This window comes from Thauera sp. JM12B12 (genome assembly GCF_039614725.1).
In the GTDB taxonomy this organism is placed as follows: Bacteria; Pseudomonadota; Gammaproteobacteria; order Burkholderiales; family Rhodocyclaceae; genus Thauera.
The window spans coordinates 858,400-871,778 of the sequence record NZ_CP154859.1; the positions used below are offsets into that span (position 1 = coordinate 858,400).

The 13,379-nt window shown below is 65.9% G+C and carries 16 protein-coding genes; 6 read left to right on the forward strand and 10 right to left on the reverse strand.

What is annotated here, in order from left to right; genetic code table 11:
* Positions 1–2: 2 nt before the first annotated feature.
* From AAG895_RS03765 to AAG895_RS03780, 4 genes are all read left to right on the forward strand, one after another.
* Positions 3–3,122 (forward strand): efflux RND transporter permease subunit, encoded by a 3,120-nt coding sequence (locus AAG895_RS03765; RefSeq protein WP_004248730.1) that lies wholly within the window; start codon positions 3–5, stop codon positions 3,120–3,122.
* A gap of 41 nt (positions 3,123–3,163) precedes the next feature.
* Positions 3,164–3,550 carry a hypothetical protein gene (locus AAG895_RS03770; RefSeq protein WP_037983370.1) on the forward strand — a complete coding sequence of 129 codons (387 nt, stop codon included), beginning with the start codon at positions 3,164–3,166 and terminating at the stop codon, positions 3,548–3,550.
* 164 nt (positions 3,551–3,714) lie between these two features.
* Positions 3,715–4,116: a metalloregulator ArsR/SmtB family transcription factor gene (locus AAG895_RS03775; protein WP_004367291.1), complete on the forward strand. Its 402-nt coding sequence runs from the start codon at positions 3,715–3,717 to the stop codon at positions 4,114–4,116.
* A 122-nt stretch (positions 4,117–4,238) separates the two neighbouring features.
* On the forward strand, positions 4,239–4,736 hold the full coding sequence (locus tag AAG895_RS03780) for a hypothetical protein (RefSeq protein ID WP_002940144.1): 498 nt from the start codon (positions 4,239–4,241) through the stop codon (positions 4,734–4,736).
* A 48-nt stretch (positions 4,737–4,784) separates the two neighbouring features.
* On the opposite strand, the gene AAG895_RS03785 is transcribed toward AAG895_RS03780, so the two are convergent.
* The 5 genes from AAG895_RS03785 to cadR form a co-directional block, all read right to left on the reverse strand.
* Positions 4,785–5,123 (reverse strand): YnfA family protein, encoded by a 339-nt coding sequence (locus AAG895_RS03785; protein ID WP_002940142.1) that lies wholly within the window; start codon positions 5,121–5,123, stop codon positions 4,785–4,787.
* Positions 5,120–5,776, reverse strand: a complete 657-nt coding sequence (locus AAG895_RS03790; protein WP_002940125.1) for a thioredoxin domain-containing protein — start codon at positions 5,774–5,776, stop codon at positions 5,120–5,122. Before AAG895_RS03790 ends, AAG895_RS03785 begins: the two co-directional genes overlap by 4 nt.
* Positions 5,773–6,198 carry a disulfide bond formation protein B gene (locus AAG895_RS03795; RefSeq protein WP_225433332.1) on the reverse strand — a complete coding sequence of 142 codons (426 nt, stop codon included), beginning with the start codon at positions 6,196–6,198 and terminating at the stop codon, positions 5,773–5,775. The genes AAG895_RS03790 and AAG895_RS03795 overlap by 4 nt, the downstream gene beginning before the upstream one ends.
* Positions 6,199–6,340: 142 nt before the next feature.
* Positions 6,341–6,805 carry a hypothetical protein gene (locus tag AAG895_RS03800; protein WP_345794228.1) on the reverse strand — a complete coding sequence of 155 codons (465 nt, stop codon included), beginning with the start codon at positions 6,803–6,805 and terminating at the stop codon, positions 6,341–6,343.
* Positions 6,789–7,223: a Cd(II)/Pb(II)-responsive transcriptional regulator gene (cadR, locus tag AAG895_RS03805; RefSeq protein WP_345794229.1), complete on the reverse strand. Its 435-nt coding sequence runs from the start codon at positions 7,221–7,223 to the stop codon at positions 6,789–6,791. The genes AAG895_RS03800 and cadR overlap by 17 nt, the downstream gene beginning before the upstream one ends.
* Before the next feature lie 103 nt (positions 7,224–7,326).
* On the opposite strand from cadR, the gene AAG895_RS03810 reads away from it, so the two are divergent.
* A complete protein-coding gene (locus tag AAG895_RS03810) occupies positions 7,327–7,962 on the forward strand; it encodes a cation transporter (protein WP_002924842.1) in 636 nt (211 codons plus the stop codon).
* 393 nt (positions 7,963–8,355) lie between these two features.
* On the opposite strand, the gene AAG895_RS03815 is transcribed toward AAG895_RS03810, so the two are convergent.
* Both AAG895_RS03815 and AAG895_RS03820 read right to left on the reverse strand, forming a co-directional pair.
* Complete coding sequence (locus AAG895_RS03815; protein ID WP_345794230.1) at positions 8,356–9,189, reverse strand: metallophosphoesterase; 834 nt, start codon at positions 9,187–9,189, stop codon at positions 8,356–8,358.
* The gene (locus AAG895_RS03820) at positions 9,186–10,226 is read right to left on the reverse strand and encodes a diacylglycerol kinase family protein (protein WP_345794231.1); all 1,041 of its coding nucleotides are present in this window, start codon (positions 10,224–10,226) and stop codon (positions 9,186–9,188) included. Before AAG895_RS03820 ends, AAG895_RS03815 begins: the two co-directional genes overlap by 4 nt.
* A 166-nt stretch (positions 10,227–10,392) precedes the next feature.
* On the opposite strand from AAG895_RS03820, the gene AAG895_RS03825 reads away from it, so the two are divergent.
* Entirely contained in the window at positions 10,393–11,019 is a 627-nt protein-coding gene (locus AAG895_RS03825; RefSeq protein WP_345794232.1) for an exopolysaccharide biosynthesis protein, read from the forward strand.
* A gap of 10 nt (positions 11,020–11,029) precedes the next feature.
* Here AAG895_RS03825 and AAG895_RS03830 read toward each other — a convergent pair whose 3' ends face one another.
* The 3 genes from AAG895_RS03830 to AAG895_RS03840 all read right to left on the reverse strand — a co-directional run bounded on the left by AAG895_RS03830 (position 11,030) and on the right by AAG895_RS03840 (position 13,296).
* On the reverse strand, positions 11,030–11,251 hold the full coding sequence (locus AAG895_RS03830; RefSeq protein WP_345794233.1) for a hypothetical protein: 222 nt from the start codon (positions 11,249–11,251) through the stop codon (positions 11,030–11,032).
* A gap of 79 nt (positions 11,252–11,330) precedes the next feature.
* The gene (locus AAG895_RS03835) at positions 11,331–12,026 is read right to left on the reverse strand and encodes a TrkA family potassium uptake protein (protein WP_345794234.1); all 696 of its coding nucleotides are present in this window, start codon (positions 12,024–12,026) and stop codon (positions 11,331–11,333) included.
* Positions 12,019–13,296, reverse strand: a complete 1,278-nt coding sequence (locus AAG895_RS03840) for a potassium transporter TrkG (protein ID WP_345794235.1) — start codon at positions 13,294–13,296, stop codon at positions 12,019–12,021. The genes AAG895_RS03835 and AAG895_RS03840 overlap by 8 nt, the downstream gene beginning before the upstream one ends.
* Positions 13,297–13,379: the final 83 nt, after the last annotated feature.

The following is a 13,379-nucleotide window of genomic DNA, read 5'->3' on the forward strand; positions in this document are numbered from 1 at the left end:
CGATGTTCAAGTGGCTACTCGACAACAGCCTTGGTAACCGGCTGCTGGTGATTATCGCCAGCCTGGTACTGATGGCCTACGGTGCGTTCACGCTTTCGCGAACACCCGTGGACGTATTTCCGGATCTCAACAAGCCGACGGTCACGATCATGACCGAAGCCGGCGGCATGGCGGCGGAGGAGGTCGAGCAACTCATCACCTTTCCGCTCGAGACCACCATGAATGGTTTGCCCGGCGTGGAGTCAGTGCGCTCTACCTCGAGCTCGGGGCTGTCCTTCATCTACGTGACCTTCGACTGGAGTACCGAGATTTTCCGCGCCCGGCAGATGGTGTCGGAACGCCTCTCAGCCATGGAGGAAGGGTTGCCTGAAGACGTGATTCCGCGCATGGGGCCGATCAGCTCGGTCATGGGCGAGATCATGCAGATCGCGATCCCGATCGACACGGCGAAGATCTCGCCGATGCAGGTCCGAGAGTATGCGGACTGGGTTCTTCGTCCGCGCCTGATGGCGATCCCCGGCATCGCGCAAGTCATCCCGATTGGCGGAGAGGTGCGGCAGTTCCAGGTTCAGCCCGACACCCGCCGTATGGCTGAGCTCGGTGTTTCGTTGGAGCAGTTGGAAGGGGCGATTCGAGGCTTCTCGTCGAACACCTCGGGGGGCTTTCTCGAACTGAACGGGCGCGAGTATCTCATCCGCCATCTCGGTCGGACCTCGAGCCTGGAGGATCTGAAGAACCTCGCGATCACTGCGCGAGATGGCCAGCCGATCCTGCTGCGTCAGATCGCATCCGTGACCTTCGCAGCGGCGCCCAAACGGGGGGATGCGGGCTTCGAGGGCAAGCCGGCCGTCATCCTCGGCATTCAGAAGCAGCCTACGGCGGACACCATTCACCTGACTCGCTCGATCGAAACCGCGCTCGAAGAGATGAAGATATCGCTCCCGGCCGGGATGGATGCGCCGGAGGTGACCTTCCGGCAGGCGACTTTCATCGAGGCATCGATCAGCACGCTCAAGGGTAAGCTGATTGGCGCATCGGTGTTCGTTGCGGCAATCCTCTTCTTTTTTCTCGGCACCCTGCGCCCGACGATCATCGCGCTCACCGCGATTCCGGTGTCCATCTTCATGACGGCGTTGGTCTTCAAGTATTTCGGGCAGTCGATCAACACGATGACCCTTGGTGGTCTCGCGATTGCGATTGGCGGCTTGGTCGACGATGCGGTTGTGGGCGTAGAGAACGTGCTGCGCCGATTGAAGGAGGACCGCGCAAAGCATCACGACCATCGGCTTCACCCGATCGAACTCGTGGCGCGCGCAACGATGGAAGTGCGCTCGGCCATCCTTTACGCGACGATCATCATCGTGCTGGTGTTCTTGCCGCTGTTCGCGCTGCCTGGCATGGAGGGGCGGCTGTTCGTGCCGCTCGGCGTGGCGTTCATCGTCTCCACGCTCGCCTCGTTGGTCGTTTCGGTGACCGTGACGCCGGTGCTGTCCTTTTACCTGCTTCCCCGGATGAAGTCCCTCGATCACGGTGACACGCGCTTGCTCGCCTGGCTCAAGGCACGTTATCGCGGGGCGTTGCAGGGGGTGCTCGAGCACCCCAGGGCGGCCGTCACCGCGGGTGCGGTTGCGGTGGCAATTGCTGCCGCTGCGGTACCGTTCTTCCCCACGACCTTTCTGCCGCCGTTCAACGAAGGCACCTTGCTGATCGGCATGCGGCTCAACCCGGGCGTTACCCTGGCGGAGTCGACCGTGCTCGCGCAGCAAGCGGAAGTGCTCGTGAAACAGGTTCCCGAAGTGACGCACGTCGGGCGCCGAAGCGGGCGGGCCGAGCTTGACGAGCATGCGGAAGGTGTCCACGTCAGCGAGCTCGATGTGGGGCTGAAACCCGCCGGTGAGCTGAGCCGCTCAATGGGTGAGATCACCGCAGACATCCGGTCGCGACTGGTCAATCTGCCAGCTGCGATCGCGATCGGGCAACCGATCTCACACCGCATCGACCACATGCTGTCGGGCGTGCGCTCGCAGATCGCGATCAAGATCTTCGGCGAGGATCTCGACACCCTGCGCGGTCAGGCTGACGTATTGCGAACGCGGCTTGCCGCCATTCCGGGGCTCGCTGACCTGGAGATCGAGAAGCAAGTGCTCGCGCCGCAGATCAAGGTGCGGATCGACTATGCGGCCGCTGCCCGTTACGGGGTGCCGGCACCGCAGATTCTGGCCGCGCTGCAAAACCTCGTCGAGGGCGAGAAGGTCACCCAGATCGTCGAGGGTGGTCGACGGTTCGCATTGGTCGTTCGCCTACCGGAAACGGCGCGCTCGGTCGACGGGCTGGCTCAGATCCTGATCGAAACGCCGACCGGACATGTGCCCTTGTCGAAGCTGGCGTCGATCGAGGATGGTGACGGGCCGAACCAAGTGAGCCGGGACGACGGTAAGCGCCGCATCGTGCTCTCGGCCAATGCGCAGCAGCGTCCGCTATCGGAGGTCGTAGAGGACATCCGCACCGTCGTGGCCGACCTTAAGTTGCCCGAGGGCTACTTCATCACCCTCGGCGGGCAGTTCCAAGCTCAGGAAGAGGCATCCCGTTTGGTCGGGTTGCTTTCGATCGTCTCACTCGTGCTGATGTTCGTCGTGCTCTACAGCCGCTACAAGTCGGTTCGACTCTCGGCGCTCATCATGGCGAACATTCCGCTCGCACTGGTCGGGGCGGTGATTGGACTGTGGATCTCCGGTCAGCCGCTGTCGGTGGCGGCACTCGTCGGCTTCATCACGCTTGCAGGTATTTCGGTGCGAAACGGCATCCTCAAGGTGAGTCATTACCTCAACCTGATGCGTATCGAGGGCGAGAGCTTCGACCACACGATGATCCTGCGGGGCTCGATCGAGCGCCTGTCGCCGGTGCTGATGACCGCACTGGTAACCGCGTTTGCGCTTGCACCGCTGCTGTTCGAGGCCGAGCGCCCGGGTACCGAGATTCTGCATCCGGTGGCCGTGGTGATCTTCTCGGGCCTCATCAGTTCGACCCTGCTGGATACCTTCCTTACCCCTGCAATGTTCTGGCTCTTCGGCCGCCGCGATGCAGAGAGTCTGCTCGACGATCGAAACGCCGAAGCATTCTGACGCTGCTTAACCCGCCTCATGCAAACCAGAAAGGAAAAACCATGAAGTTCTCAAAAGTCGTCGCCCTCGCTGCTCTCGTGTCTGTGGGCCCCGCCTTTGCAGCCGACGAGCATGACCATGCTCACGAGCATGAATCGATGCATGGAGGCGTGGTGGTCGAGGTCAAGGATCTCGATCTCGAACTCGTTGCCAAGCCCGAGGTGATCCAGTTGCATCTTCGCGATCACGGCAAGCCTGTTGATGTGGCAAACGGCAGTGCCAAGCTCACGCTGCTGTCTGGCGCAAACAAGCAAGATGTCGAACTCAAGCCTGCAGGTGATCGACTCGAAGCCAAGGGTAGCTTCAAGGTCGGCGCCGGCACCAAGCTGGTCGCGGTTGTCACCCTTCCGGGCAAGCCTTCCACCACGGCACGCTTCACACTGAAGTGACTCCGCCCGACCGCCTGCGGCAACGGCGCGCAGGCGGTCACCTCAGGCGCTCGGCGGTAGCAAGTTGAAAGCACTGTTGTGAGTTAACCAGCGGCCTGCCCCGCAGATGTTGTTCGCGGCGCAGACGGCTCAGCGGTTCTGCACGCTTGCACTATGATGCAACTATGCATCTCATCACCGTCAAACCCGAAGAAGTCTTCCAAGCCTTGGCCGACCGCACCCGCATTCGCATCATGCGTCTGCTCGTAGACACCGGCGAAGAGATCTGTCTATGCGAATTGGTGGACAGCCTCCAAGAGCTGCAATACAAGCTCTCTCGCCACCTGAAAACGCTGCGTCAGGCTGGCCTGCTGAGCGCCATCAAGGATGGCCGCTGGCTCTACCATCGGCTGGTAACCGGCTCGCCGACGATGGGGCCCCTGTCCGATCTGATTCGCTCGGTACCCGATGAGGATGATGTCTTCTCGGGTGATCTTGGACGATTCCGCGAGCGCATCTGCTTGCGCGAAGACGGCCGTTGCCGGGTGGGCATCCAGACTTCTGACTTAGCGACGGGGGCCAGATGAACATCAATCGCCGATGCGCGCCGTTTCCCCCCGCTGCCCGTCCCCGGGCGCAATCCCCAGTGGTCATCGGTCCGTCGTAACAAGACCGTCATGGCCTCCGCTTGTGACATAGGAGAATCGAGATGAAGAACACGATCCTGGCAGCCGCGTTGTCCGCCGTTGTACTTTCGTCCATGCCCGCTCTCGCCCAGCCGGCGTCTGGTGCCCAAGCGAACCTCGAGCCGCCCAACGTGCAGGAGTTCGACAAGCGGATGGCGCAGGCGCAGGAGAACATGAAGAAGATGCAAGAGCAGATGGACAAGATCAACCAGACTCAGGATCCCGAAGCGCGGCAAAAACTACTCCAGGAGCACTGGGCCACGATGCAGAACAACATGCAGCTGATGCACGGCATGTGGGGGCCGGGCGGCGGCATGGGCTGCTGCATGGGCGGCCCGGGGATGGGGCCCGGAATGACGATGGGCCCAATGATGGGATGGGGCCATATGGGCGGCTACTACTCGACGCTTACGCCCGAACAACAAAGGCAGCGCCAGTACATGATGGATCAATACATGCCGATGCAGCAGATGATGATGGACCACATGATGCGACACCAGCAGTACATGTGGATGAGGTGAGCGGTGTTTGCGGTCGCCAGAGCGCCCCGAGAAGCAACAATGATACTTTCAGGGAGAGGCGGCCGGTTGCAGCGCAATGATGGCCATGCCGACCAGCGCGACGCCGGCGCCCGCGACATCCCAGCGGGTCAGCGCAACGCCATCCACGACGCGAAGCCACACCAACGCGACCGCGATGTACATGCCGCCGTAACCGGCATAGGTTCGCCCGGCTGCAGTCGGATGCAGTGTCAGCAGCCAGGCGAAGGCGGCGAGCGACAGCGCTGCGGGCACGAGCAGCCAGGCACTCCGGCCCTGCTTCAACACGAGCCAGGGCAGATAGCAGCCGACGATCTCGGCCACGGCCGTCAAGGCGAACAGGCCGGCGAGCTTGAACAAACCGATCACGGCTGCACTTTACCCACTTCCTCCGCTACCAGGCGTGCCAACTGCTCGGGGCCGAAGCTCGGCAGGCTGCGTCCATTGACGAAGAAGGTTGGTGTCTTGCTGACCTGCAACGCGGTCAGATCCTCGATGTCCTGCGCGAGCACGGCCTGGATCTCGGGCGTCTCCATGTCCTGCCGGGCGCGTCCCATGTCCAGGCCGGCGCGGGCGGCTGCTTCGAAGGCGATGCCGATGTTGGGCGCCGCGTGGTCGGCCCACTCCGGTTGCGTGGCCAGCAGCGCCTCGAGCACCGGGGTGTAGAGTCCCTGCTTGCGCGCAGCCTCGATCAGTTTCACCACCTGGTCCGAGCCGTGATGGAAGGGCGCATAGCGCAGCGCAAGCCGGACCTTGTCCGGATGCTGGGCCATGATCTGCTTGACGATCGGATAGAAGGCGCGGCAGGTCTCGCAGGCGGGATCGAAGAACTCGACGATGGTGACCGGCGCGTTCTGCGGCCCGATGATCGGGGTATGCATCCGCACGAGGCGGCTTCCTTCCACAGCGACGCGCGTGTCCTGCTCGGCCTGTGTGCGGTCGCGATAGGCATCCATGCCGAAGTAAAAGGCCAGGCCGAGGATCAGCAACACGGCGAGTGCCAGGAGTTTTCGTGTGTTCATTTACGGGTCCTTATCAGATAAATCGTCAGGGCGGCGGCGATGGCGAGGAAGGCCGCCAGCGATAGCCAGGGAATCTGGATGTCGCCAAGGATGACCAGGGCTTGCTGGCTGCACGAGGGGCCGGTGCCGCACGGCACCCACCACTGTGGCACCCAGCCTGCGATCAGTGCGCTGTGATAGGCGGCCAGCGCGAGACCAGCGAGCGCGAATGGCAGCGCATACACCGCACCGCGCCGGTCCTCGGCGAACACGGCCATGCCCAGAATGAGGGCGAGCGGGAACATGGCGATCCGCTGGTACCAGCACAGCACGCAGGGCGTCATGCCCATCACTTCACCGATGAAGAGCGCGCCCAGCGTGGATACCAGAGCCACGGCCCAGGCGGCCATCAGCCACCACCATTGGGTTCGTTTGTCGTGCATCGAGTCGATCTCGAGGGTTGGTTCCCAGGCTTCGGGAGGGGCGGACGCCATAGGCAGTGCCCGGACGTCCGCAATGGAGCACACCGCCGCTACCGTGCGGCGCGCGCTCGAAGACGAGGGGAAGACAGGGGTGGGCTGCCGCTCAGGCAGCGAGGCGCCACTTGGGGCGTTCAGGCTCGGTGACCAGCGCAGACGCGTTGAAGTCCCGCCCGGCGTCGACGAGGACATGGCCCAGTCCTGTCAATGGCAGACGACCCGCATCGAGCAGTGCCGCGCTCGCCAGGATCTGGCAGAAACCGCAGTCGGCGTGAAGCTGCCCTTTCATCCCTTCATCGCCTTCATCCACCTGACAGGTATGTGGATGGTGGTCGCCGTGGCTGGTCGCGAAACCGGCCGATTCCAAGCAGTACGCCTCCAGGCCCGCCGAAGCGAACTGAAGTGGAACGAGCAGCAGGAAGAAGATGGCAAGCCAACGGTGCATGGGCGACGATTTTAACTCCGGCCCGTTGGCTGACGGCTCATATCGCGACCATGAACGTACCGGAGCGCTGGCACCCCACATTGTGGTCACGCCGCCACCGAACCGCAGATCATTGCGCATGCTCATCGTGGCACACACAGACATCCCCCCGCGTCGGCGCCTCGAGCTCATGCAGGATGCCGCATTGCGCCGCACGATCGGGGGCACCGCACTGGTTGCGCAGGGCGACGAGTTGGCGCTCGAGCATTTGCAGGGTGTCGAGACGCGCGCGGACACGGGTGAGTTGGGAGTCGATCAACGCGTCGACCTCAGCACAGTCGGTTGTGGGGTCGTCCACGAAGCGCAGCAGTTGCGCGACGTCGACCAAGGCAAGGTCCAGTGCCCGGCAGTGGCGGATGAACGCGAGGCGCTCAAGGTGCCCACCCGCGTAGGCCCGATATCCATTGGGGCTGCGGGAAGGCGCCGGGAGCAGACCGATCCGTTCGTAGTAGCGGATGGTTTCGACCTCGACGTGCGCGGCCTTGGCCAATTCACCGATCTTCATCGCCTGCATCTCCTCATTGCAACCGCCCAACAGCTTAACCGCTTGACCCTGTAGTGGCTACAGGGTGTGTGATGCACCCCTCGCCCACGTAAAGGAGAAAACCATGGCCGGCTGTTGTTCCCACTCCACCTGCGATGCCAGCGCAGCGAGCCCGCGCTTCCGCCAAGCACTGTGGATTGCATTGATCGTGAATGCGGCGATGTTCTTGGTCGAATTCGTCGCCGGCCTTGCAGTCGGTTCGGTCGCCCTATGGGCCGACGCCCTCGATTTCGCAGGAGATGCCGCCAACTATGCGCTGTCGCTGACGGTGCTGTCGTGGGGATTGATATGGCGGGCACGCGCGGCCTTGCTCAAGGGCGTGGCGATGGTGCTTTTCGGCGCCGTTGTAATGGCACGCGCCCTGTGGGCCTTCCAGCACGGCGTGACGCCTGAGCCGATTACGATGGGCGTGGTCGGCATCCTCGCACTGCTCGCCAACGCAGGGGTGGCGATGATGTTGTATCGATTTCGCGCGGGCGACGCGAACATGCGTTCGGTGTGGCTGTGCAGCCGCAACGATGCGATCGGCAATCTCGCGGTGATCCTGGCGGCGGCAGGCGTCTTCGGTACCGGAAGCGCATTGCCGGACCTTGTCGTTGCACTGGTGATGTCCGGGCTCGCGCTGTGGTCGGGGCTTGTCATCGTCGCTCACGCCCGGCGCGACATCGGCGACGCACGACAAGTCCATCAGAAGGGATGAGGACAGCGGAGCGACGTGCTTGAGGCAATGACAGGTTTCGAGGCCCAGCGGCCATCAGGATGGCAGGATTGTGGAGAGGAGGACGGGCAGCTGATGGCCGATAGTGTGAGTTGATGAAAAGAGTAAGCGGTCATCCCGTTCGGATAACTGCGTGCCGGCTTTGATGACCGCAGCGGCCCTCCCGCCAGGGTCCGATTGATACGCTCCCCGTCCAGCGCCATCTTGCTTTTCTTGCGCCGGATCGCCGCTAGATGATCGGGCGGCAGCGCCATCAGGCCGTGCTTCAGCAGCGCCCATTCCGCCGCGCTCAGGCGCGGAACGTCGGCCAGTTGGCGGCAGCAGGCAGTACGCCGGCGGCGGCTGGCAGCCGGTCGCGCTCGCGCACGCCTGAGCTCAGGCGCGCTCCGGCGTGAGCCGGGTGAGGACTGCGCGGACGAAGGCGTGCGCATCGGCTGCGTAGTCCCAGCGCTCGATGACGCAGTCGCCGCGTCCCGCGTCCTCGCCCGGCGGATCTGCACCGCGTCCCCCGGGCCCCCCGTGCCAGCGCACGATATTCACCGAATTGGGAAACCCGGGGCGGGTGCGCGCGGACACGGCGGTGCCCGCCTGCACCACCCACAGCCGGCGCGCCAGGCCGGGCGGCGCCAGCATGTAGGGCAGGTGGATGTGCCCGCCCAGCACGAGGTCCGCGCCCGCGGCCGCCCACGCCCGCAGGGCGGCATGGTGGCCGCGCAGCAGGTGCCTGCGGTCCTCGGGCCGGCACACGGCCGCCGGCTGATGCACGACCACCACGCGCAGCTGCCGCGGTCGGGCCGTGCGGAGCAGGGCGGTCACGCGATCGATCTGCAGCGGCGACACCTCGCCGTGCTTGTGCCGCCAGGCGCGGGTGGTGTTGACGCCGACGACGAGCAGGTCCCGCGACGCATGAACGGGCTCGAGATCGGCCCCGAACGCGCGGGCATAGCGCGCGTAGGGCTGCACCGTGCGCGCCCACAGATCGAAGAGCGCGATGTCGTGGTTGCCCGGTATGGCGAGCAGCGGTGCGCCGAGGCGCTCGACGAAGGCCCTCGCGGCGCGGAACTGGGCAGGCCGTGCCCTTTGCGTGATGTCCCCCGACAGCACCACCAGGTCGGGGCGCTCGCGGGCGGCCAGCGCGAGCAGGGCCTCGATCACCTGCGCGCGCTCGGTGCCGAAATGGGTGTCGGAGAGATGGAGCAGCACGCTCATGGGGCCGCCCGCGGCGCGTGGGGCGTGTCCGCGGCGTCGTCGCCGCGGAGCAGGTACAGGGGCGTGTCGAGCACGCGGATTTCGATCGGCGTGCGCATGCGCGTCACCTCGCCGTCGCAGGCCACGACCACCTTGCGGTGTCCTGGCGCCAGGGTCGGCCTCACCACCATGTGCGTGAACTCGAAGCGCTCCACCCCGGCGGCCTCCCTGAGCCGGCCCATCGCCCCGTGCGCCATCAGCCCGAGCATCGCCAGCGTCCCGATCGGCCGCAGCACCAGCGCGGCGAGGCTGCCGTCGCCGGGCGTGCCGGGCAGGGTGTCCTCCGGTTCCGCGCCGAACTGCTGCAGCTGGAGCGGGTTGTTGCCCACGAAGAGCGTCAGCGTGTGCACGTCGCGCGCCGTGGCACCGGTCTCGATGTGCAGGCGCAGCCGGCGCTGCGCGCGCAGCAGCGTCGCGAAGGCCGCCACGAAAGCCACCCAGCGGCTGCGGCCGAAGCGCGCCTTGAAGGCCTCGCGGTCCTGCAGCAACTCCGGGTAGAGGCCGAGGCTGGCATTGACCAGGAAGACGCGGTCGTTGATCGACCCCACCTGCACCGGCTGCGGACGCGCATCGGCCAGCTGTCTTGCGGCGGCGAGCGGATCGGTGGGGATGCCGTGCGTGCGCGCGAAGTAATTGAAAGTGCCGTAGGGGATGACGCCCATCGCGCAACCCGCCGCGTGCGCCGCGCGCGCCACCGTGCTGAGGCTGCCGTCGCCGCCGACCGCCACCACCGCCGTGCTGCGCGCCAGCGCCGCCGCCGCGGCCTCGGTGGCCACGCGTGGCAGATCGTCGGGCTCGCAGACGAGCAGCTCGCCCTTGCGCCCGCGTTCGGCGAGGGCCGATTCGATCACCGCACGCTTGGCGTCGACGTCCTGCGCGCCCGCCGCGGCGTTGATCACGAACAGCAGCGGGGACGCCGGGTCGAGCCGGGGGGCCGCGATCGCGGCCGGCCGCGTGCGGGCTCCCCCCGGGGACCAGGGCTCGACGTCTTCAGGCACGCTGCGCCCGCGCGGAACTGTGCAAGTTCATCAGGAGTCCATCGATCGGTACTGAACAAAGTCTAGCGCCTGCCGATCGGGACGGGGTCCGTCCAGCCTCGGCAGGTGCGCCATCGGGATGATCGTGAAGCAGAAGAACGACGAGGCGCCGTCGGCATCGGGGCCCATGAACGACAGACGCAGGGCGACCGTGGAACGGATCGCCGGGGCGCAGCTCGCGTCGATGAACGGCACGATGGCCGATGCGCTCGGCCAGAGCAACCGCCAGCGCGTGGTGTGGCTGGGCCTGCTGGCGATGCCGCTGCTGTTTCCGGTCGCGCTCCCCGGCATGGCCTCGGCGGTGGGCGCCGTCTGCCTGCTGATCGCGTTCGGGGTGGTGATGGGCCAGCCCCTGCCCTTGCCGCGCTGGCTCGCCCGGCGCGAGATGAACGGCCGCGCCCGCGCCTTGCTGGAACGCATGCTCGGCCGCGTCGTGAAGCTGATCGCCCTGTGGGGGCGGCCGCGCCTGCTGGCGCTGAGCGACCGGCCGGCCCGCGTGCTGAACGGGGTGATGCTGTCCGCCGCCGGGCTGTCGATGATGGTGCCGGTGCCGATCATCAGCTTCGACAACGTGCTGCCGGCGCTGGCCATCGTGCTGATGTCATGGGGGCTGCGTCTGCGCGATGGCCTGATGCTGCTCGGCGGCTACCTGGCCACGCTGGTCGCGGTGGCCTCGGTGATGCTGCTGTGGTGGGGCGGGGCCTCGGTCGCAGCTGAAGTGCTGTCATGGGTCGGGCTGGCGCCCGGGCAGTGAGCACGCGGTCTCATGCCTGGCCGTGGCGCGCCAGGTAGCGTCGGATGGCCTGAACCAGCTGTTCTGCGCTCGCGTCGGGAGCCACCTCGATTCCGAGCCTGCGCGCCGTCTCGCGCGCGCTTTCGAGGTTCGCGCGGGTGCCGTCGCGCTCGGCGGTCCTGACCATCTCGCGCGCGCGCTCGATGTCTTCGGCTGACTGCCGCTTGAACTGACTCAGGATCCAGTCGAGCATTTTTCGGGACCTCCTGCGAAGACAGCGGGATGAAGCGGACGGTGTGCATGCGCGCAAGGCGCAGCGGCAGCCCTGCCGGCTAGGCGCGGCGTCCGCTCGCCGCGAATGCCTCGACCTTCTTGGTGGGGCCGGACACGATCAGCAGGTCGTCGGCCCGCACGATGCTCCCCGGCTTGCCATGCTGGAAGTCCTCGTTCGCACGCTTGATGCCGACGATGGTGACGCCGAACTTCTCGCGCACGGCCGACTCGGCGAGCGACAGGTCGTGTGTCGCGGCCGGTGCGTGGATCTTGGCGATCGCAAAGCCGTCGTCGAATTCAATGTAGTCCATCATCCGGCCACTGATGAGGTGGGCGACGCGCTCCCCCATGTCGGCCTCGGGGTAGACCACGTGATGCGCGCCGATGCGCTTGGCGATCTTGCCGTGCTCGGGCGTCATGGCCTTCACCCAGATGTCGGGGATCTCCAGCTCGGTCAGCGCCATGACGGTCATCAGGCTGGCAGCCAGGTCGCCGCCGATGCCCACGATCGCGTGCGCGAAATCGGCCACGCCCAGCTGGCGCATGGTCATGGCATTGGTCGAGTCGGCCTGGACGGCATGGGTGAGCAGGTCCGCCCATTCATGCACCGGCTCCGCGTCGCGATCGATTCCCATCACGTCGTGCCCGAGCTGCATCAGGGAGTTGGCCACGGCGCCGCCGAAGCGCCCCAGTCCGATCACGACCACACTGTCGCCCCGCGAGAAGGCGAACTGCTCGGTAAATAGCCTAGCCAACAACGGGATGCTCCTCTGGATAGCGGTAGGGCATGCGATGCTCGCCCAGCGCGAGCGACGCAGCCAGGGTGATGGTGCCGACCCGGCCGATGTACATCAGCAGGGCCAGCATCAGTTGCGCCGACTCGGGCAGCTCGGCCGTGATGCCGGTGGACAGCCCGACGGTCGCGAAGGCGGAGATCACCTCGAAGATGATCTTGTCGGTGGCGATCGCCGTCGTGTGCAGGATGAACAGCGTGCCCAGCACGACCACGGCGCTGCCGAGGACCAGTACGGTGATGGCCTGGCGCTGGGAAGAGGGGCTGATGCGCCGTCCGAAGGCCTCCGTGTCCATCCGCCCCCGGATCTCGGCGATGACCAGCATCGCCAGGATCATCGCGGTGCCGACCTTCACGCCCCCGGCGGTGCCCGCGCTGCCGCCGCCGATGAACATCAGAAAATAGTGCAGGCCGAGGCTCTCATGGGTCAGCCCGCCGATGTCGAGGGTGTTGAAGCCGGCCGTGCGCGCCGAAACCGAGGCGAACATCGCCGACAGCAGCTTGTCGCCCGCGGCCATGGTACCGAGCGTGCGCGGGTTCGACCACTCGAAGGCGAGCAGCAGCAGGGTGCCGCCTGCGAGCAGCACGGCGGTGCCGACCAGCGTCAGTTTGGTGTGCACCGACCAGTGCCGCGGGTCCCTGAACTTGCGGCGCAGATCGTGCAGCACCGGGAAGCCGAGGCCGCCGATCACGATCGCCAGCATGATGGGTGCGAGGAGGATCCCGTCGGATGCATAGCGCATGAGCCCATCGGCGTGGATCGAGAATCCGGCGTTGTTGAACGCGGAGACGGCGTGGAAAAGGCCGCTCCAGCCGGCCTCGGCCCAGCTCAGGTCGTAGCCGGTGCGCAGGCGCAGGGTGAGCGCCAGCGCGGCGATCGCCTCGACGATCAGGGTCGCGAGCAGCACGAGCTTGGCGACGCTGGTGACGTCTCCGATCCCCAGTGTGTGGGTCTCGGCCTGTGCGGTGAGCCGCGTGCGCAGGCGGAAGGAGCGGTTCACCAGCAGCCCGAGCAGCGTGGCCGCGGTCATCATGCCGAATCCGCCGATCTGGAACAGCGCCATGATCACCCACTGGCCGAAGGGCGACCAGTAGGTTCCGGTGTCCACCGTCACCAGCCCCGTCACGCACACCGCGGAAACCGCGGTGAAGAGCGCGACGATCCAGGGGGCCCCGCCGGCCTCGGCGTGCGCGGCCGGCAGCATGAGCAGCGCGGTCCCGAACAGGATCATGACCAGGAACGCCAGCGGAACGACACGAGCCGGGTGCTGGACCTCTCGAATCTTCAACTCACGACACCCTTTGAGTCACCTTG

What these genes read in the sequence shown, in the direction of transcription:
- AAG895_RS03765 (WP_004248730.1), top strand. Translation starts at nt 3, where the DNA reads ATGTTCAAGTGGCTACTCGACAACAGCCTTGGTAACCGGCTGCTGGTG.
- AAG895_RS03770 (WP_037983370.1), top strand. Translation starts at nt 3,164, where the DNA reads ATGAAGTTCTCAAAAGTCGTCGCCCTCGCTGCTCTCGTGTCTGTGGGC.
- AAG895_RS03775 (WP_004367291.1), top strand. Translation starts at nt 3,715, where the DNA reads ATGCATCTCATCACCGTCAAACCCGAAGAAGTCTTCCAAGCCTTGGCC.
- AAG895_RS03780 (WP_002940144.1), top strand. Translation starts at nt 4,239, where the DNA reads ATGAAGAACACGATCCTGGCAGCCGCGTTGTCCGCCGTTGTACTTTCG.
- AAG895_RS03790 (WP_002940125.1), bottom strand. Translation starts at nt 5,776, where the DNA reads ATGAACACACGAAAACTCCTGGCACTCGCCGTGTTGCTGATCCTCGGC.
- AAG895_RS03795 (WP_225433332.1), bottom strand. Translation starts at nt 6,198, where the DNA reads ATGCACGACAAACGAACCCAATGGTGGTGGCTGATGGCCGCCTGGGCC.
- AAG895_RS03800 (WP_345794228.1), bottom strand. Translation starts at nt 6,805, where the DNA reads ATGAGCATGCGCAATGATCTGCGGTTCGGTGGCGGCGTGACCACAATG.
- cadR (WP_345794229.1), bottom strand. Translation starts at nt 7,223, where the DNA reads ATGAAGATCGGTGAATTGGCCAAGGCCGCGCACGTCGAGGTCGAAACC.
- AAG895_RS03810 (WP_002924842.1), top strand. Translation starts at nt 7,327, where the DNA reads ATGGCCGGCTGTTGTTCCCACTCCACCTGCGATGCCAGCGCAGCGAGC.
- AAG895_RS03815 (WP_345794230.1), bottom strand. Translation starts at nt 9,189, where the DNA reads ATGAGCGTGCTGCTCCATCTCTCCGACACCCATTTCGGCACCGAGCGC.
- AAG895_RS03825 (WP_345794232.1), top strand. Translation starts at nt 10,393, where the DNA reads ATGAACGACAGACGCAGGGCGACCGTGGAACGGATCGCCGGGGCGCAG.
- AAG895_RS03830 (WP_345794233.1), bottom strand. Translation starts at nt 11,251, where the DNA reads ATGCTCGACTGGATCCTGAGTCAGTTCAAGCGGCAGTCAGCCGAAGAC.
- AAG895_RS03840 (WP_345794235.1), bottom strand. Translation starts at nt 13,296, where the DNA reads ATGATCCTGTTCGGGACCGCGCTGCTCATGCTGCCGGCCGCGCACGCC.